Source organism: Kaistia algarum (genome assembly GCF_026343945.1).
Classification (GTDB): domain Bacteria; phylum Pseudomonadota; class Alphaproteobacteria; order Rhizobiales; family Kaistiaceae; genus Kaistia; species Kaistia algarum.
In genome coordinates, this window is the sequence record NZ_JAPKNJ010000003.1 from 288,800 (window position 1) to 306,791 (window position 17,992).

Here is a 17,992-nt window from a genome sequence, read left to right on the forward strand (position 1 = left end):
GCCACCGACGGTGCCCGCCTCAAAGAGTGACAGGCGAACCCGAGCCGCCTCACTCTCTGCCAGCTCCGCCCCAAGCCGGCCCCCCGCCAGCCACAAGACATCCCCCTCGCCAATGCGCTAAGACTAACCCCGCCATCATGAGGGAGAGATCATGTGCCGGTGGTGTAACCGTTCTGCCGTAGCCGAGCGCCTCACAGCGGGGCTGACGGTCAATCGGCGTGAGTTCCTTGCCTATGCGGCCGCGATCGCGGCGGTGGCGGGGTCGGGTGTGCCGGCCTTTGCGGCCAGCGGCACGGCCGATACCATCTTCCATAACGGCCCGATCTATCCGATGTCGTCGCCGGGCGCGAAGGTCGAGGCTATCGCCGTCGCGTCCGGCAAGATCATCGCCGTCGGCAGCGAGGCCGAGATCATGGCTCTGCGCGGTTCCGCCACGGAGCTTGTCGACCTTGCGGGCCGCACCTTGCTGCCGGGCCTCATCGATCCGCACAATCACGTCACGCTTTCGGCGCTGCTCGCCATGCTGCTCATCGATGTCGGGTTTGCGCGCGTGAAGACCAAGGCGGGCGCGCTGGCCGAGATGAAGGCAGTCGCTGCGAAGGCGAGGCCCGGCGAATGGCTCGCCTTCGGCTTCTATGACAATCTGCTGCAGGGCGGCGACTTCTCGATGGCGGAGCTCGATGCCGTCGCCCCCGCCAACCCGCTCTTCCTGCTTTATGTGAACGGCCATGTCGGCTGCGCCAACGCGCTGGCCTTTGAGCGTGCCGGCGTGACCGCGGCGACGGGCGATCTGCCGGGAGGCGGCTTCTTCGGCCACAGCGCCGACGGCGCGCTCAACGGCATGATCTACAACGAACCGGCGCTGCTCAAATTCGTGGACATCGCCGTTCCCAAGCCGAAGCCCGAGGACCTCGCCAAGGCCGTTGCCGCCTATGCGGGTCAGGCCGCCGCCGCCGGTCTCACGACGCTGCACGAGCCCGGCACCGTGAAGCCGGAGTGGGTGGAGATGCTGGCCAAGCTTTCCAACAGCCTGCCGATCCGTTTCAGCGCCAGCTTCAGCACCGATATGGTGGCTGAGAGCAAGGCCTTTGCGTCGCTCGGCCCTTCCAACATGGCGCGCATCCTTCCCGGCAGCCGGTTCTCGCTCTACGGCATGAAATACTGGGGCGACGGTTCGAACCAGGCTGAGACGGCGGCGCAGACGCAGCCTTATCTCGGAACCGACAAGCGCGGCAGTCTCGGCTACACGGCCGCCGAGGCCGTCTCGCTCTGCACCAAGGCGAAGGAAGCGGGCTGGACCATCCTCGTCCACAGCCAGGGCGATGCCGCGGTCGACCAGATTCTGGACGCCATCGAAACGGTTTACGGGGCCCATCCGGCGACCGGTCTCAACCGGGTCGAACACGCCACGATGGCCCGGCCCGACCAGATCGAGCGGATGAAGCAGCTCGGATGCGAGCCGAGCTTCATGACCGACTTCATCTATCTCTACGGCGCGGACTATCGCGACAAGATCTTCGGTGCACCGCGCGCGGAATTCATGGTGCCGGTCGGCGCCGCGGCCAAAGCCGGGATCGGCTATTCGCTCCACACCGATAATCCCGCTGCCGGCCTGCCGCTCAATCCCCTGCGGCTGGTCGAGACGGCCGTGACGCGGCGCTGCATGACCGACAATTCGGTGCTGGGCGCGGATCTGGCGCTCACGGTGGACGAGGCGCTGCGCGGCGTCACCGTCCATCCCGCCCGCCAGCTGGGCATGAGCGACAGGATCGGCACGCTGGAGGCGGGCAAGGAGGCGGACTTCACCCTCCTCGAAAGCGATCCTTACACCACGGCTCCCGATCAGCTATCCGCCATCAAGGTGAGCGAGACCTGGGTAGCGGGCGCCAGAACAGCGGCCTGAGGCCACGATGGCAACCAAAGCGAAGTAGTGTTCCCGCCATAAGGAAACAGATGCGGTCCCGAGCGTCAGAAGAGCCGTTATTGTCGCGAGGACGTAAGGCTGCCGTCACCGCAGACATTGTCGGGATCTCGCCGCGGATGGCGAAGGCACACATCAAGAGCGCCATAGGCGCGAAAGTGAGGCCTCAGCTTAAGTCGATTCGAATATATAATTTCATCGCAAATTTTTAATACGATCGTGGCCTGATCGGGGTCGATCGAGATCCCGGTACATGTAGATGTACTAAAGTATTATTAATGTGCTGATGCCATTTGGTGTGACGGTATGCTTGATTCTTGTTAAAACTATGCCGAATTTACTTGCACTGAACGCCTTGAACGATTGGCTGTAGCCCGTTGGAGGGAGTCGTGATCTCAGGCCGGGCAGGGCTTGCAGCCCGGCTCAATCGCGGATGCGTGGGGCAAAGAGATCAGCCACCTGATGGCGCAGCCTCGCGCGTCACCAGCACGAACAGGCGACGCGGCTGCCTGTCCCCGATACTGGCACACCCGCCGTCACATCAGTTCCTGGACCTCTTCCATCGAGGTTCGGTCGGTCGGCTTGTCAAGCACGACCTTGCCTCTCGCCATGGCGATGATCCGTTCGCATGATGAGAATACATGATGAAGATTATGGCTGATGAAGATGCCGGTGATCATCTGTGCCTTCAGCCCGGACACAAACCCCAGTACCTTGGTCGTTTCCTTGACCGACAAATGGTTGGTCGGCTCGTCAAGAATCAGCACCCTCGACTTGAAATACATGGCGCGGGCGATCGCGACGCCCTGTCGTTGGCCGCCAGAGAGCTCACCGACGAGTGCATCCGGCGAACGCAGATGCAGATCGACATCGGCAATGGCCCGGATCGAATCGTGCCGCATCTTGGCCTGGTTCATTAGGCCGATACCGAACAGAGAAAAGCGCAGTGGCTCGCGTCCGATGAACAGGTTGCGGGCGACCGACATCGTCGGAACCATAGAGTTATACTGATAGACGGTTTCGATGCCGAGCCGCATCGCCGATTTCGGTGACTTGAGGTCCACCGTCTGGCCGTCGATCAGAACTTGACCCTGGTCCGGCCGCGTCACGCCCGACAGAATCTTGATGAGCGTCGACTTGCCCGCGCCGTTATCGCCGATGAGACCGACTAGTTCACCTGGCCGGATGTCGATGTCGACGCCTTTCAGGGCATGCACGCCAGAATACCATTTATGGACATCCCGTATCGCAATGATGGGTTCGGTCACGGGCGCTGCTCCAGCCTGATTTGCCGGGCAGTACGGCGAAGCCACGAGTTGCCGATGACTGCCAGGATGGTCAGCGTCCCAATGGCGAACTTGAACCAATTGGCGTCGATCCGCGACAGGACCAGTCCATTGTCAATTACACGGATGAGTAGGGCACCGACAATCGCGCCGAAGACGGTTCCGACGCCGCCGGTGAGGGCGACTCCCCCAATGACAGCGGCCGCGACAGCCTGCAGTTCGAGACTCTCCCCGATCGAGGGCAGAGGCGATTGCAGGCGGAACACCTGGACCGTGCCGGCGAACCCGGCCAGCATCGAGCAAAGGATGAAGCAGGCGAGTTTGACCGACCGCACTGGAATGCCCATCGACATTGCCGCCTCGAGAAAGCCGCCGGTCGATTTGATCCAGTTGCCGAGATTGGTCATCGTGAGCAGGACAGAGGCAAAGACGGCGATAGCGACGAACCAGACGAAGGATGCTCGAAGCAGGCCGTCGCCAATGAACGCGGTGAAAAGTGAGGCCGGTATCTTGTCGACGGCCAGCAATGGCGGAAAGCCTCCCGAGATAACAACCGTGAGGGACCTGGCTATGAACAGCATCCCAAGCGTCGTGATGAAGCTCGGTATGGCAAAGGTGAGCGTGATGAAGCCGTTCAGAAAGCCAATGCCGGCGCATATAGCCAAGCCGATGGCCATGGCAGCCCAGAAAGGCATGTCGGCATTGAGCATCAACGCCACGCTCATCGGCATCAGCGCGAACACGGAGCCGACCGACAGGTCGAATTCGCCGCAGATCATCAGGAGCGCGAAACCTATAGTCACCATACCGACCTCGGGAAGTAGGCCGAGGATGCCGCGCAGGTTCTGGAGCGACAGGAATATTCCGTGCGACAGGAACTGGAAGACACAGATAAGGATCAGCAGGAGTAACACACCTGCCAGTTCCGGCTTTTCGAGGTAGATCTTCAACAGACGCTTCATGGAAACCTGTCCGATTAATGGCGGCGGGAAGATTGCGCGGGCTCTTCCGAGCCCGCGCTACCCGGATCAGCGCAGGCCCTTTGCAGCCATGTCCGTCACCGCATCTGCCTGCGAGGGCAGCAGGAGCCCGAGGCCGGTATCGATATCCGCAGGTGCCAGCCCGACAGTTTTGGCCAGATAAACTTCCATCACCGGCATGAAGCCCTGCATGTAGGGCTGCTGGTCAACATGCGCCTGGATGTAGCCGGCCTTCATTTCCTGCAACACGTCTGATTCGACATCGAAGCCGCCCAGTAGAACCTTGCCCGGCGCTATGCTGCGGTCCTTGAGGACGTGGGCTACGGCAACATCCTGCGATCCGGTCTCTAGGTAGGCCGTCGTCTCGGGATGCGCGTTGAGATAGGCCCCGACGCGATCAGCCGCCGTGGCGTTGTCGCCGCCGGAATCGAGTTTATCAATCGTGATGCTCCGATCCGGATTAGCCGCCTTCCACTCCTCGAGACCTTTCAGGATGCCCGAGGCGCGCTGGGTCGACCAGTTAGCGCTGGGATCGTTGATCCCGACAAGAACGGTGACGGGACCGTCCTTCGGAAACTGGGTCGTCATATATTTGGCCAACGCATAGCCCGCCTGGGGCAGTCCCTGGCCGATATAGGCCTGGCGTTCGTTGCCGCCGGGTTCCGTATCATCGGCGTTGGTCGCAATGACGATGACGCCTTTAGCCCGGGCGTCGGAGATGATCTTGTCGAACGCCCTGTTGTCCGCGATCGTCGTGATCAGCGCATCGGGATTGCCCGCGAGTCCCGCCTCCATGTTGGCGGCCTGCTGCTCAATTGAGCCGTTCGTCGAGGTGAACAACATTTGACAATCGGCCTGGATCTTGGAGCAGGCGTCTTCGAAACCCTTCTTGACCGGCTGCCAGAACTGGTTGGATGTGGCGCCGTGCACCGTCAGAACAATCTTGAGTGGATCCGCGAGTGCGGGTCCGGCAAATAGCGCTGCGCCTACGATCAACGCCGTGGTCATGGACGAAGTCTTCATATTGTATTCCTCCCGTTGTCTATTATTGTCTTCGTTGGCACTTATCTCCATGGAAATCGTGGAGCCGAGCTGTTAAATATAGTGAGCTAGGAGCACGGACCGTATATGATTAGAGTTACTTAAAAATTATTGCCGTTACTGGGCTATATCTTCGATGATACTGGAATATATCACGCAAGATATATTGCTAAGATTGGTTCTGGCGCGTTGAAATCGCAACAGAACTCACTTCAACCTTACCACTGATCCTCGTTTCTATTTTATTAATTGTCAATCCTTGAGAATCGATTTGAACATTCCGCGCCTTCTTTTCGGCCGTTTCCAGTCACGTTGCTTGCCGAACGTCGTAGATAGCGCGTGGCGTCGCGGGTACTGCGTCGCTCCGCTCCAACTGGACGGCCGACATGCCGAACTGGCTCAAGCCCGCGCACCGTTGGCCAGAGCTAAAGCTGAGCTGGTGTCCTCGCCGCCATGGTCCGATAGGTGTCGAGCGTGTCTTTGATGCCCGCCTCCAGCGGCCATTGTCGGGTCGAGGCAAAGTCTCGAACAAATCGTTCTGCGGCGTAGTCCTCGACGGTTCCGGCCAAGGCCTCGTCGATCTCGTCGCGTATCGCGATATTCAGCTCTGGCTTGAGAGAGCGGAGGATCGCCGCAGCGTCGCGCCAGGAGCGGCAATCGCCAAATGCGTTGTAGACATGACCACGACCAAGTTGGGGGGCCGTCAGCGCAACGAGTGCCATTCCGGCAACTTCCTCGACATATTGCCAATGAAGCTTCTGGTCGCCGAACCGCACGACGACGGCATCAGTCGTTGCGGCATCGCGCATGAGAGCGGATGGATAGGTCATATACCCGCGTCGTCGGCCGGCACCGTAGACAACCGAAAGCCTGAGCCCGATAGTGTCGAGGCCGTCAGTCTCAGCCATCTGCCGGGCCATGGTTTCGCACAATGACTTTGCCGCGCCGTAAAGGTTAGGCGGGCGGTGAAATGCATCCTCCGCCAACGGACCCGGCGGATAGTCTGCAGCTGTTCCAAAGATCGCTACTGAACTTGCCCAGACGACGCGCTTCAGCCGCGCCTCGCGGGCGGTTGCGAAGACGGTATGCGTGCCGAGGCAGATGTCGCGTATCCCAGTCGCCGGATTGCTCACGACATCCATAGTGAGCGGCGAAGCGAGATGAACGATCGCTTCGACGTTGTGCTGGCGGCAAAGCGACAGAAGGCGAAATCCGTCGGTGATCTCGCCGCTCTCAAGAATGGGCGCGTTGCGCGTCGATTCCCGGTCCGGCATCAGCAGGTCGAGAACATTGCCACGCGGCTGCATGTCGTAGACGACGACTCGCATGCCCTCCTTGAGTAGGCGCCGTGTGACATAGGCACCAATGAAGCCCGCGCCGCCGGTAACAAGTACAGTCTGGGTCATGGTCTATTTCCGTCGATGACAAGGGGAATGGAGCGGGCGGGGAGGACCAAATGCAGCGGTTTGCACGCGGCAGCGTGAGCAACCTGGCCGATCTCGGCGGTATTGCCGGTGACGCCGTCATGGTGGAGCGGTACCAGCGTGTCGGCGCCAACAGCGAGCGCGAAGCGGACGGCCTCGTCCGCTGACATGTTGCCGAGGATGCCACGCGCTTCGCGTCCCGCATCGCGCCCGTTAACGGGAAGGAACACTAGGCTTGGCCGCAGGGGCCGTGCCGCCTCGATCAGTGCGGCGTCGCTGATCGTGTCGCCGGACACATAAACTCGGACGCCGCCAAGGACAAAGAAGTAGCCGACATGCGGGCTCGTTCCATCGGCGGCGATCATCGGTCCATAGCCGTCTGACACCGTGACGCCATGCCAAGCCGGGATCACGGAGATGCCACCCAGCCGCTCGATGCGTTGGCCGGGCCGGGCTCCAAGGCGCGGCACGTCGCGAAGAGCTTCACCGACCGTGCCCAAATGCGGGTCCGGAGCCAGGATCTCGGCAATCCGGCACCACCCTGCAAGCTTCTGAAGCCCTTCTGGATCCAGATGGTCGCCATGGCCATGGGTGATCAGCAGCAGGTCGACGTGCTGCGGCAGACGCGAAATGTCGGGAGGCGGCGACGCCCGCTCGCTGGATGGCGATAGCCACGGGTCCACCAAGACGGTGCGAGAGCCATCTCGAAGAAGCAGTCCCGATTGGCCCAGCCACGTCAATTCCAACGCCACGAGCCCCTCCGCCCCAAAATCCATCGTGACTCATAGAAACTCAATTCTCGAGTATTGACAATCGATAATTTATGAAACTAATTTGGCCCAACGGTGGACGAGGTGCCGGGAGGGCACTTCGGATTGTCGGCACGTGCGCGAGGACGCACAGGGAGGAAGCGATGAATAGTTTCGCAAAACTCGGCTCGATCGCTGCCGTGATGGCTGCGTTCACTATGGCGACGCCGATCATGTCGACGCAGGCTCAGGCAGCAGATCCGCTGAACATCTGGTACGTGAATCCGCTACCCAACACGCCCGACTGGGGGCGCTCCGGCAAGATCTTCCAGGATCAGGCCGCGGCGATGGGCTACAAAGCGACGTTGGTCGGTCCCACCAAGCTCGACGTGCCTGCGATGATCAGCCAGATCGAGCAGGCGATTGCCGACAAGGCCGACGGGATCATCACTTGTTCGCTCGATCCGGCCGCGTTCAAGTCCGTAATTGACGAGGCCAAGGCCGCCGGCATTATCGTCGCCTCGATCGGCTGCGTCGATCCGAACGCCGATTTCTCCGTCGGGACGGGCAACGAGGCCTATGGCAAGTTGTCGGCCGATCTCGTGGCCGAGCATACCGGCGGCAAAGCCCAGGTCGGAATCGTCGCAACAGACCAGACGCAGCCGAACCAAGTGAGACAGGTGAAGGGATTCCGCGAGCAACTGGCGGCCAAATATCCCGACATCAAGGAACTCACCTGGGAGAGCGACAATTCTGATGCTGGCGTCGCCGCGCAGAAGATCGGGGCCATGGTGTCCGCCTATCCAGACATGAACTATATCTGGATCATTGAGGGCGCGGCTCCCGGCGCGGTGCCGGCAGCACTGAGCGAGGCGGGCAAGAAGGCCGGCGACATCAAGGTGCTGGCCGTCGACGCCCAGAATTCGACGCTGAAGGGCATCGAAGACGGCTGGGTCACCGCCACGCTCAACCAGTGCTGGTTCAACGCCTCGGCCAATATCGGCAAGCTGATGGTGGAAATGAAGGCCACTGGCAAGCACCCACAGGCATTCTACGAGATTCCGGTTGATCCAGTCACCAAGGAGCGGCTGCCCTATAGCGGTTGCCCGGCCGAGAATTCGTCGAAGCCGTTCGGCTACTGAAAACCCGCTCGCATCGGCTGTCGAGGTCGGTCGTCGCGTGGCATGATCAATCCTCATGTCTTTATTGTCGAGGATCACCATGACGATTGTTTCGCGAGGACAACTGGCCCGTCTGTCGCTGTCGGATGCCATCCGAGCTCGCCTCAGGGAGCAGATCCTGGCCGGCGAATTGCCAATGGGACAAAGGCTGACGGAACAAGGCGTGGCCGAGGCAATGGGAACCTCGGCCGGGCCGGTGCGTGAGGCTTTTGCGAGCCTCACCTATGAAGGTCTTTTGATGTCGTTGCCCAATCGCGGCACCTTCGTGTCCTCCGTCTCGGAAGAGGAGGCGCGCGGCGCCTATGATATCCGCCAGCGAGTGGAACTCTATGCTTTCGAGCTGGCGGCGGGGCGCTTGTCGTCGGAGATCAATCGCGAACTCGACGAACTGATTGAAGGGCTCAAGGCGGCGGCCGCGAAGTCCGACTATCCCACCATGATCGGGCTCGACATGCGCTTTCACGGCATATTTTACGCACAATCAGGCAACCCGATCCTCGCCGCTCTCTGGCCGCTGCTGGAAGGAACAATTCGTAAATTCGTCTCGGTTGCGGGGCCGCAATACACGCGCGATTTCAATGAAATAGCCCAGCGTCATGTGACGCTGCTCGCCAATTATCGCAAGGGCGACATGGCAGCGGTCGCCGCGGAACTCGCCCAGCACGGACAGGATATCTGGCGGAACCTGCGTCCGCACAAAGGCGACGTCGCCGCACGTCCGAAGCCGGGCAAAGCCGGCCAATCATCACCCTAGGAGAGTTCAGTGCTCACCCATCTCCAAACCGGCGCAACCGTCATGTCGACGACGGGTCGATATGTCGAGACCGTCGAAACCTTCGTAGTCGACGCCGCATGGCGCAACTTTCTGATCGTCAAGATCACCACCAACGACGGCCTCGTCGGATGGGGTGACGGTACGCTCGGCTGGAAGGAATTCGCGGTCGAATCGCTGGTGCATGAATTTGCCGACCGCCACCTTGTCGGGCGCGATCCGTTCCGCATCGAGGACCTGTGGTTCCGTCTCTACCAAGTCGAACACAATACTGGCCCGGTGATGTACTCGGCGATGGCGGGGCTCGAGACAGCGCTTTGGGATATCGTCGGCAAGTCCTGCGGGCAGCCGGTCGTCAACCTGGTAGGCGGCGCGCTACGCGACCGGATCCGGGTCTATGCCAATGGCTGGTATGCCGACATGCACGACCACGCCAAGCTCCGCGAGCGGGTGCAGAAGGTCGTAGGTATGGGATATACGGCGATGAAGTTCGACCCGTTCGGTGCCGGTGGCCGAGAGATGAGCCGCGCAGACCTCCGCTCGGCCGTCAAGGCGGTCGGCGTAGTGCGCGATGCCGCCGGGCCGGATATCGATCTCCTGATCGAGTGCCACGGCCGCTTCTCCGTCGGCACCGCCATTGAGGCAATCAAGGCGATGCAACCATTCGAGCCTCTGTTCTGCGAGGAACCGATACCGGCCCACAATCTTGACTCGCAGGCTTGGGTGACCAAGGCGGCATCGGCAATGGGGGCCCGTGTGGCAACCGGCGAGCACACCTATTCCCGCTTCGGCTTCAACGAAATGCTCCAGAAGCAGGCGACACATGTTGTGCAGCCTGATCTCGGTTACACAGGCGGTTTCATGGAGACCAAGAAGATCGCGGCCATGGCCGAGGCGCATTACATCTCCGTCGCGCCTCACAACTGCGATGGCCCCGGCAAGCTCATGGCCTCGATCCATCTCTGCGCCAATATTCCGAACTTCCTGATCCTCGAGACCTTTGCCGATTTCGATGTCGCTTGGCGCAAAGATCTGGTCAAGGGCGGCGAACTGCCGGTCGAGGGCGGCTGCTACAAGGTTCCGACAGCGCCCGGCTGGGGATACGAGATCGACGAGGAGGTTGCGCGTGCGCATCCAGGCTCGATCAAGTCGCGCATGAACATGTTCGACGGCGAATGGGAAAGGCTGATGTGCAATTGACGAGCCCCTCGCCAGCGCTCGAACTGCGCCATGTTAGCAAGGCCTTCGGCCATGTTGTCGCCCTGGACGACGTATCGCTCCGTTTCGAACGTGGCGAGGTCAGCGTCATCGTCGGCGACAACGGCGCCGGCAAGTCCACGATGATGAAGGTATTGTCGGGTGTCTACCCGGTCGATAGCGGCGAACTGTGTATCGACGGCAAGCCCACTTACATGGCAAATCCTGCCACGGCGCGCGCGCACGGGATCGCCGCGGTTTTCCAGAACCTCGCCCTTGTCGAATGTCTAGACGTGGCCGAGAACATGTATCTGGGTCGTCAGCTTCGCAAATGGGGCATTTTTGCCGACAAGAAAGCGATGATCGACGGCGCCGCCGATACGCTGACGGAGCTCAAGGTTCGTCTGCCCTCCGTGCGCGTGCCGGTCGGCATCTTGTCCGGCGGCCAAAGACAGGGCATCGCCATTGCCCGCGCCGTGCAGCAGAACACGCCGATCGTGCTGCTCGACGAACCGACGGCGGCGCTCGGCTATCGCGAGACACAACAGGTCATCACCATTATCCGCCAGCTGCGCGAGGCCGGTAAGGCCGTCGTCCTCGTCAGCCATGACCTGTCGATGGTGTTCGACGTTGCGGACACCATCCAGGTGATGCGCCTCGGCCGAGTCCAGGGCGTCCGTCGGCGGGCCGTCGCCGACCGCAACGAAATCATTGGCCTCATCACCGGCGCCATCGACTCCGACAGGAGGGCCGCATGATCACCGGGGACAAGGCGACCGACGCGCTCGACGCGACCACGGTCGCCCGATCGTCGACCCAGGCGGACTCGCTGCTCGGACGTGTCGTCACCAGTCCGCAATTCATGGTCGTCGTCGTGATGCTTCTGTTCATTGCCTTTGGAGCTACACAGTCGGCGCAGTTCTTGAATCCGGCCACGTGGATCAACATCCTTCGCAATGCCGTGTTCATCGCAATCGTCGCCTCGTTTACGACGTTCGTTTTCGTGAGCGGCGGCCTCGATCTCTCCGTCGGCAGCCTCTTCGCAGTCGGCGGAATGGCGAGCGCGGGGTTTCTGATCGCCGGTATGCCGATCCCGGTGGCGATCTTGCTCGGGACAGTCGCAGGCGGGGCGGCAGGCTTGCTCAATGGCGTGCTCATCAACTACGCCAATATACCGCCGTTTATCACGACGTTGGGCATGCTTTACGCGGCGCGTTCTCTTGTCGTCTACTTCACAGGTGGCCAGCCGATCACCGGTCTTCCCGACGCCTTTTCAGACATAGCGCGAGCAAACCTTTTCGGCCTGCCGATGCTACTCTACTACGCCGCATTCATTGTCGTCCTGGCCCATATCCTGCTCGCGACCACGACCTTCGGCGGCGACGTGCGAGCGATCGGCGGCAATCGAGAGGCGGCCAGCAATGCCGGCATCAACGTCAAGCGCATCTCGACGATCGTCTATGTGATGAGCGGTCTGTCGGCGGCCCTTGCCGGCGTACTGATGTCGGCGCGTCTTGGATCCGGCCAACCGAGCATCGGTGTAAGCTTCGAGCTGCAGGTGATCTCGGCCGTGATCATCGGCGGCACCAGCCTGTTCGGAGGCATCGGCACGGTCTGGGGAAGCTTGCTGGGCTCGCTGGTTCTCAGCATTCTGACAACCGGCCTCATCCTGCTCCGAATCGATCCTGTGCTGCAGGATTTCGTTATCGGCGTCATCATCGTCGTCGCCGTCGGCATCGACCAGCTTCGCCGACGCAGGATGTTTCGCTCGGCGGGGGTGCGATGAACCTATCGATCGACGGTCGCGTCTACATCGTCACTGGCGCTTCGCGCGGAATTGGGAGGGCCATCGCCACGCACCTCGCTGGCGAAGGTGCCAAGCTGGTCGTTACGGCGGGGCCAGGCGACGATACTCTTCTTGCTGATCTTGCCAAGACGGCGCCCGATCTCGAACCCGTCGTCGTCGATCTCAGCGATCCGGCCGCGGCGTGGGTACTGGTTGACCGCGCGATCGCGCGGTTCGGCCGCCTAGACGGTCTCGTCAACAACGCCTTCGCAGAGGAGCGCGGAACGGTCGGCGAGGTGTCGCTTTCCGGATGGGATCTTACCCTGCGGGTTTCGCTGACCGCGCCCATGCTGCTCGCGAAGGCCGCGCTTCCTCATATGCGGCGAGTGGGGCAGGGGGCGATCGTCAATATCGCCTCGCAGCGCGCTTTCTCATCCGGCCACGGCGCTGTTGCGTATGAAAGTGCCAAGGGAGGCATGTTGGCGTTAACGCGCTCGCTCGCTGTCGACTACGGCCCGCATGGTGTTCGAACCAATACGTTGAGCCCCGGTTTCGTCCTGTCGGAACGGGCGCTCGAATGGGTAAAGGGTGATCCCCGACGTACAGCTGCGATGAACATCTGCATTCCGCTCGGTCGACCCGGCCAGCCGGTTGAAATCGCCGCGGTCGTGGCGTTTCTGCTGAGTGATGCCGCGTCCTTCATCAACGGCGCGGTTATTCCGGTCGACGGTGGAGCGCTTGCCGGTTTGCCTGAAAACGCCGCGTTGGCGCTGGCGGAGGCAACTTGACCGCGCGCTATCCCAGGACCGTCCTTGGCACTTGCTGCCTACCGTGGCGCGACGGGACTCTGGACGTTCCCCTGTTCCAGCGCATGATCCACAATCTCGTCGGTGCGGGTCTCCGCGACCTCTATGTCTTCGGAACGGCCGGCGAAGGCCACACGGTTACCGAAACGCAGTTTCGACAGGTGACGAGCCTGTTCGTCGATGCAATGGCTGAGGCGAAGGCCGCTCCACCCATGGTCGGCGTCATCAATCTCTCGCTGCCTACCGTAATCGAGCGCATCGCTTTCGGTGCCGATCTCGGAGTCAAGACGTTCCAATTCTGCCTGCCTGCCTGGGGTGCCATCAACGACCGCGAGGTGCGCCGGGTATTTGCCGAGGTCTGCGGTGGCTTCCCGGAGCTGCGATTCCTGCACTACAACTTGGGCCGCACAGGGCGACTGGTCCGGCCTGACGAATATGCCGAACTCGCTGAAATCCACCCAAATCTGGTCGCTGTGAAATATGGGCTCGGCGATCCGGAAACGATCGCGGGTCTGCTGCGTCTTGCGCCACAACTGCGCTGTTTCTTCACAGAGCCGGGCTTCTATCTCGGTGCGCCGCTAGGGGAATGCGGTCTGCTCGCTTCCATCGCTGCCAGCAATCCAAGTCGCGCCTGGCAATATTTCCGCGCAGGGGCCGACGGAGATTTTGCGACCTTCTCCGCTCTCTATCGCGAACTCGCCGGCGTAATGGCGGCGGTTCGTGAAGCTGCTGGCGGGATGGGTCTCAATGATGGCGCCTACGACAAACTCATCGCCAAGCTGGCCGAGCCCGATTTTCCTCTTGAACTGCTGCCGCCTTACCAATCGTCGACCGACAATGGCTTCCGCCAGTACCGGGACCAACTCGCAGAAAAGTTCCAAGGCTGGCTACCACATGTTTCACCGGAGACAGACAATTGAAACTCTTGCGGCTAGGCCCCCGCGGCTCGGAGAAGCCGGCCCTCCTGGCACCCGACGGCAGTTATCGCGATCTGAGTGCGCTCGCCAGCGATATTGACCGCCATTCGCTCGCCAGCGATCTGGCCTCCATTCGCGAGGTCGATCCCATGAGCCTACCGATCGTTGACGCGAATACCCGCATCGGTCCTTGCGTTGGCAATGTAGGCAAGTTCGTATGCGTCGGCCTCAACTATGCCGACCACGCTGCAGAAGGTGGAATGCCGGTTCCCGAGGAACCGATCCTGTTCCTGAAGGCGACCAGCGCCATCATCGGCCCCAATGACGACGTTGTTATTCCGAGGGGGTCGACCAAGCCGGACTGGGAAGTGGAACTCGGCATCGTGATTGGCAAGCAGGCGCGCAACGTCGACGAGGCAGACGCGATGGAGCACATCGCCGGCTTCTGCGTTGTCAACGACGTATCAGAACGTGCCTTCCAGCATGAGCATGGCGGCCAGTGGACCAAGGGCAAGTCGGCCGACACGTTTGGACCTATCGGCCCGTGGTTAGTGACCCGCGACGAGGTTCCCGATCCACAAAACCTCAGTATTTGGCTTGATGTCGACGGCGTCCGACAGCAGGACGGTTCGACAACGACCATGGTCTTTTCCGTGCGCTTTCTCGTACACTATATCAGCCAGTTCATGAGCCTGCAGCCCGGAGACATCATCGCGACCGGCACGCCGCCCGGCGTCGGTGCCGGCAAGAAGCCGCCGGAATGGCTCAAGGCGGGCCAAACCATGCGCCTGGGGATCGAGGGCCTGGGCGAGCAGCGCCAGCACGTGGTGGCGTGATCGCGGTGAGCGAGATCATCACCCTCGCAAACGACAAGGCGATGGTCAGCATCTCGCCCGAACGCGGGGCCGCGACAACGCGTTTCGACTATCGCACGCCGGATGGATACGAGCCGGTTCTCCGATCGGTCGACGGAGTCGCCAATCTCGTTATGGCGCCATGGCAGAACCGCATTTCCTGCGGCGGCTTTTCTACCGCAGAAGGCTTCGTGCCGATCGAGGCCAATGTCTTCGGCGAGCGGTTCCCCATTCATGGCAATGCGTGGCAATTGCCCTGGAGCATTGATAGACGGTCGTCCGAGGCCGTGACGTTGGTCCTCCGCTCCGACGGACCCGGCGCCTATCGCTACCGTGCGGAGTTGGTGCACAGGCTTTGGGACGACGGTAGCCTGACGATCGACTTAGTTGTCATCAACCTGGGAAGGGAACTGCCGTTCGGGCTCGGCTTGCATCCCTATTTCCCACGTACCCCCCTGACGACAATTGAGGCCAGGGCGGCATCCGTGACGCTCCAAGACGAGTTCTTCTTGCCCACGAAAACCATCGCGACCCGTGATCGACCCGGACTCGATTTCACAAAGGCCCGCTGTCTTCCGCCGGAGCCGATCAACAACGACTTTGGCGGCTGGGACGGACTTGCCGATATTAGATGGCCGGAGCACGGCTTGGGCTGCCGGCTGGCCGTACCCGGAATTAACCGATATGTCGTCTATTCGCCCGGCGCGGCAGCGTCGTTCTTCTGTTTCGAGCCGGCGACGCATGCCATCGACGCATTCAATCGGCCGAGCCTTGCCGACCATGGCGGTCTCGTCATGTTGGCCAGCGGCGCTGCGGTCCGTATGAGCTGCACATTCTGTCCTTATAGTCTCTAGCCCAGCCCAGCGCTTGTTCACAGCGAGAGGTCGATGCGGCGGGATGCTCCCGGATCCAGAGGTTATCCCGGTAGTCCCAGCGTCGTATGACGCTCAATAGGTCTATGTCGATCACTCCGCTGTCCGCCGCGCATGCCGCGTGAGACGTGGTTGTCAATCAGCGTCGGAACGGGACCCCGGATCGGCGTCCCATAGGGACCCCCTTGGCCCGCGCAGGATGCGCCGTTGGGTGACGGCGGGGAGCCGGAGGCGGAGCGTCGTTACCCAACGGCGTCCGCGGCCGGTTCAGACGCGGTTCTTGAAGCGCCAGCTCTCGTTGCCGATCTCGATGATGTCGCAGTGATGCGTCAGGCGATCGAGCCGTGCGGCAGTCTGAACCGCCCCTAGATTTCTGGACGCCTTCTTTCCTAAATTTGAGGCAAGGAGGTCCCGATGGTCAAAGCGAACTTCACCGAGGATTTCAAACGCGACGCCGTCGTTCAGATCACCGAGCGTGGCTATCCGGTTGCGGAGGTGGCTGCGCGGCTGGGGATCAGCAAGTACTCGCTGTATGAATGGCGGTGTGTTCGATTACATCGAGATGTTCTACAACCCAACCCGGAAGCACGCACGGAACGGGAGCTCTCGCCAATCGAGTTCGAACGCCAGCACAAAGCCAACCCCGCAGGCGTCTAGAAAACTCGGGGCGGTTCAGCAGCTCATGTCGAGGATTCCTACTTTCGTTCGGAGCTGACTCTTTAGTGGTGGGAGGGCCCGCCTCACGCTGACCCAACCATGAGTGGCTTCTTGTCGCTGCCCTTCTTCATCAATACTCCGGTGTCAGGTCCGAACATCGAGTAAATCGGAAGCAGGCTGGCCCCGAGCGCAGAGCCTCTCGGACCGATCGAGCCCGCCAGGATGGATGGGGCGATCAGTCCGGGTGGAAGCATTTGCGCGAAAGAAGCCCGCACTTTGGTCACCGTCTCGACGAGCACCGAGGCCGGCAGTAGCCCGTCGATGACGATGGCCTCCAAATCGACAAGCGCTATGCTGCCGATGATCGCTTGCGCCAACGCATCGGCGCAATCGTCCTGCCATTCGGAAACCAGCGCGCGCGCCTGGGCCGGCATTGGTTCAAGGTCTCGGACGCGTGTGATGTCGAAGCCATTGAACCGCAAATGCGCGACCAGTGTGTAGATCGAGGCTCGATGCAGCAACACCTCGAACTTTCCAGGGGGTTTCGGCACCGATGCAAGGCTGGAAAAGGTCACGGGAAACGGACCGAATGCGGCTGTGTTGCCGTTTGGGCCCGTCTGCAGCGTTCCGTTGAGGACCAGCCCGCCGCCGACAAAGGTGCTGAGCGAGATGTGCAGGAAATCCGAATATTGCTTGCCGATGCCATAGACGAGTTCCGCCACGGCCGCCGCTGAGGCGTCGTTCTCGATCATGACGGCTAGGCCTTGGGTCTCCACGAAATGCGACCTCAGGTCTACGGCACGCCATTCTTCCTGGACGCGACTTGGAAAGCCCAGTTCCTCATCCCAGCCACCAATAAAATACGGGGCGGATATACCGATACCGACAAGGCGAGCGGCGATATCCGGTCCAAGTTGCGCGCGAAATCGTGCGATCGCTGCCCGGCCGATCCGTCGGATCGTCTCCGGATCCGGATGGTCGTAGTCGTGGGTCTCGAAGGCGCATGTCTGGCCAGCAAAATCGATCAGGATCGCATCCATTGCGCGCCTGCCAATGTGGAGGCCGATGGAGTAGGCGCCGTCGCGCGCCAGGCCGTACATGGCCGATGGCTGCCCCTTGCCCCCGAAGCGCTTGCCGTTCTCGATGACATAGCCGCCGGCGACCAGAGCGTCGATGATGGCTGCGACCGCCGGTGGCGTCAGATGCGCGAACCGCGCTACCTCCGCTTTCGAGGCTTGACCAAAGCGGCGGATCGCGTCGAGGACGACGCGCTCATTGTAATGGCGCAGGTGCACCGAATTGCTACCCTTGCCGGCCATGGATTTCCCCCGCGTTTTCAATCGTTCAAGCAGTCTGCTTTAATAGCCTAGTTCCTTCGCGTTGCCAGCCTCCGTCGCTGACCCATAGTTCGCGTCGCCATATGTCGACCCAAGCCATCCTGCACAGTCGATGGTCTCTGACCGGCAATCGGGGTCTTGACGATGCGATCTACTGATTATAGTAATTTGCTTTAAGTAGTCGAGGCAAGCGTCTCCATGGGAGGAGGCCG

General features: G+C 61.3%; 16 protein-coding genes and 3 pseudogenes. 12 read left to right on the forward strand and 7 right to left on the reverse strand.

Annotated elements, in window-relative coordinates; translation table 11 throughout:
• Positions 1 to 151: 151 nt before the first annotated feature.
• Entirely contained in the window at positions 152 to 1,903 is a 1,752-nt protein-coding gene (locus tag OSH05_RS19705; RefSeq protein WP_104217953.1) for an amidohydrolase, read from the forward strand.
• Positions 1,904 to 2,457: 554 nt separating this feature from the next.
• Here OSH05_RS19705 and OSH05_RS19710 read toward each other — a convergent pair.
• From OSH05_RS19710 to OSH05_RS19730, 5 genes are all read right to left on the reverse strand, one after another.
• Positions 2,458 to 3,189 (reverse strand): ATP-binding cassette domain-containing protein, encoded by a 732-nt coding sequence (locus tag OSH05_RS19710; RefSeq protein WP_104217951.1) that lies wholly within the window; start codon positions 3,187 to 3,189, stop codon positions 2,458 to 2,460.
• Positions 3,186 to 4,169, reverse strand: a complete 984-nt coding sequence (locus tag OSH05_RS19715) for an ABC transporter permease (protein ID WP_104217950.1) — start codon at positions 4,167 to 4,169, stop codon at positions 3,186 to 3,188. Before OSH05_RS19715 ends, OSH05_RS19710 begins: the two co-directional genes overlap by 4 nt.
• Before the next feature lie 66 nt (positions 4,170 to 4,235).
• The gene (locus OSH05_RS19720) at positions 4,236 to 5,210 is read right to left on the reverse strand and encodes a substrate-binding domain-containing protein (RefSeq protein ID WP_266352846.1); all 975 of its coding nucleotides are present in this window, start codon (positions 5,208 to 5,210) and stop codon (positions 4,236 to 4,238) included.
• A 443-nt stretch (positions 5,211 to 5,653) separates the two neighbouring features.
• Positions 5,654 to 6,634 carry an NAD-dependent epimerase/dehydratase family protein gene (locus OSH05_RS19725; RefSeq protein ID WP_104217949.1) on the reverse strand — a complete coding sequence of 327 codons (981 nt, stop codon included), beginning with the start codon at positions 6,632 to 6,634 and terminating at the stop codon, positions 5,654 to 5,656.
• Positions 6,631 to 7,404 carry an MBL fold metallo-hydrolase gene (locus tag OSH05_RS19730; protein WP_165801498.1) on the reverse strand — a complete coding sequence of 258 codons (774 nt, stop codon included), beginning with the start codon at positions 7,402 to 7,404 and terminating at the stop codon, positions 6,631 to 6,633. The genes OSH05_RS19725 and OSH05_RS19730 overlap by 4 nt, the downstream gene beginning before the upstream one ends.
• Before the next feature lie 161 nt (positions 7,405 to 7,565).
• On the opposite strand from OSH05_RS19730, the gene OSH05_RS19735 reads away from it, so the two are divergent.
• From OSH05_RS19735 to OSH05_RS19775, 9 genes are all read left to right on the forward strand, one after another.
• Positions 7,566 to 8,543 (forward strand): sugar ABC transporter substrate-binding protein, encoded by a 978-nt coding sequence (locus OSH05_RS19735; protein WP_165801497.1) that lies wholly within the window; start codon positions 7,566 to 7,568, stop codon positions 8,541 to 8,543.
• A 79-nt stretch (positions 8,544 to 8,622) separates the two neighbouring features.
• Complete coding sequence (locus OSH05_RS19740; protein WP_165801496.1) at positions 8,623 to 9,336, forward strand: GntR family transcriptional regulator; 714 nt, start codon at positions 8,623 to 8,625, stop codon at positions 9,334 to 9,336.
• Positions 9,337 to 9,345: 9 nt separating this feature from the next.
• Entirely contained in the window at positions 9,346 to 10,554 is a 1,209-nt protein-coding gene (locus OSH05_RS19745) for a mandelate racemase/muconate lactonizing enzyme family protein (RefSeq protein WP_104217945.1), read from the forward strand.
• A complete protein-coding gene (locus OSH05_RS19750) occupies positions 10,545 to 11,309 on the forward strand; it encodes an ATP-binding cassette domain-containing protein (RefSeq protein WP_207778709.1) in 765 nt (254 codons plus the stop codon). The genes OSH05_RS19745 and OSH05_RS19750 overlap by 10 nt, the downstream gene beginning before the upstream one ends.
• Positions 11,306 to 12,337 carry an ABC transporter permease gene (locus tag OSH05_RS19755; protein ID WP_104217943.1) on the forward strand — a complete coding sequence of 344 codons (1,032 nt, stop codon included), beginning with the start codon at positions 11,306 to 11,308 and terminating at the stop codon, positions 12,335 to 12,337. The genes OSH05_RS19750 and OSH05_RS19755 overlap by 4 nt, the downstream gene beginning before the upstream one ends.
• Entirely contained in the window at positions 12,334 to 13,125 is a 792-nt protein-coding gene (locus tag OSH05_RS19760; protein ID WP_104217942.1) for an SDR family NAD(P)-dependent oxidoreductase, read from the forward strand. The genes OSH05_RS19755 and OSH05_RS19760 overlap by 4 nt, the downstream gene beginning before the upstream one ends.
• Positions 13,122 to 14,063, forward strand: coding sequence for a dihydrodipicolinate synthase family protein (locus tag OSH05_RS19765; RefSeq protein WP_266352847.1), 942 nt, complete (start codon positions 13,122 to 13,124; stop codon positions 14,061 to 14,063). Before OSH05_RS19760 ends, OSH05_RS19765 begins: the two co-directional genes overlap by 4 nt.
• Positions 14,060 to 14,896: a fumarylacetoacetate hydrolase family protein gene (locus tag OSH05_RS19770; protein WP_104217940.1), complete on the forward strand. Its 837-nt coding sequence runs from the start codon at positions 14,060 to 14,062 to the stop codon at positions 14,894 to 14,896. The genes OSH05_RS19765 and OSH05_RS19770 overlap by 4 nt, the downstream gene beginning before the upstream one ends.
• A complete protein-coding gene (locus OSH05_RS19775; protein ID WP_104217939.1) occupies positions 14,821 to 15,768 on the forward strand; it encodes an aldose 1-epimerase in 948 nt (315 codons plus the stop codon). Before OSH05_RS19770 ends, OSH05_RS19775 begins: the two co-directional genes overlap by 76 nt.
• A gap of 285 nt (positions 15,769 to 16,053) precedes the next feature.
• Here OSH05_RS19775 and OSH05_RS19780 read toward each other — a convergent pair.
• Positions 16,054 to 16,149: pseudogene (locus OSH05_RS19780) on the reverse strand (ATP-binding protein); the annotation flags it as partial.
• Positions 16,150 to 16,200: 51 nt separating this feature from the next.
• Here OSH05_RS19780 and OSH05_RS19785 point away from each other — a divergent pair.
• Both OSH05_RS19785 and OSH05_RS25230 read left to right on the forward strand, forming a co-directional pair.
• Positions 16,201 to 16,326: pseudogene (locus OSH05_RS19785) on the forward strand (transposase); the annotation flags it as partial.
• 4 nt (positions 16,327 to 16,330) lie between these two features.
• Positions 16,331 to 16,443, forward strand: a pseudogene (locus tag OSH05_RS25230) (IS3 family transposase); the annotation flags it as partial.
• An 83-nt stretch (positions 16,444 to 16,526) separates the two neighbouring features.
• Here OSH05_RS25230 and OSH05_RS19790 read toward each other — a convergent pair.
• Positions 16,527 to 17,762: an ROK family transcriptional regulator gene (locus tag OSH05_RS19790; RefSeq protein WP_104217938.1), complete on the reverse strand. Its 1,236-nt coding sequence runs from the start codon at positions 17,760 to 17,762 to the stop codon at positions 16,527 to 16,529.
• Positions 17,763 to 17,992: the final 230 nt, after the last annotated feature.

What these genes read in the sequence shown, in the direction of transcription:
- OSH05_RS19720 (WP_266352846.1), bottom strand. Translation starts at nt 5,210, where the DNA reads ATGAAGACTTCGTCCATGACCACGGCGTTGATCGTAGGCGCAGCGCTA.
- OSH05_RS19790 (WP_104217938.1), bottom strand. Translation starts at nt 17,762, where the DNA reads ATGGCCGGCAAGGGTAGCAATTCGGTGCACCTGCGCCATTACAATGAG.
- OSH05_RS19705 (WP_104217953.1), top strand. Translation starts at nt 152, where the DNA reads ATGTGCCGGTGGTGTAACCGTTCTGCCGTAGCCGAGCGCCTCACAGCG.
- OSH05_RS19755 (WP_104217943.1), top strand. Translation starts at nt 11,306, where the DNA reads ATGATCACCGGGGACAAGGCGACCGACGCGCTCGACGCGACCACGGTC.
- OSH05_RS19715 (WP_104217950.1), bottom strand. Translation starts at nt 4,169, where the DNA reads ATGAAGCGTCTGTTGAAGATCTACCTCGAAAAGCCGGAACTGGCAGGT.
- OSH05_RS19735 (WP_165801497.1), top strand. Translation starts at nt 7,566, where the DNA reads ATGAATAGTTTCGCAAAACTCGGCTCGATCGCTGCCGTGATGGCTGCG.
- OSH05_RS19775 (WP_104217939.1), top strand. Translation starts at nt 14,821, where the DNA reads ATGGCTCAAGGCGGGCCAAACCATGCGCCTGGGGATCGAGGGCCTGGG.
- OSH05_RS19760 (WP_104217942.1), top strand. Translation starts at nt 12,334, where the DNA reads ATGAACCTATCGATCGACGGTCGCGTCTACATCGTCACTGGCGCTTCG.
- OSH05_RS19725 (WP_104217949.1), bottom strand. Translation starts at nt 6,634, where the DNA reads ATGACCCAGACTGTACTTGTTACCGGCGGCGCGGGCTTCATTGGTGCC.
- OSH05_RS19740 (WP_165801496.1), top strand. Translation starts at nt 8,623, where the DNA reads ATGACGATTGTTTCGCGAGGACAACTGGCCCGTCTGTCGCTGTCGGAT.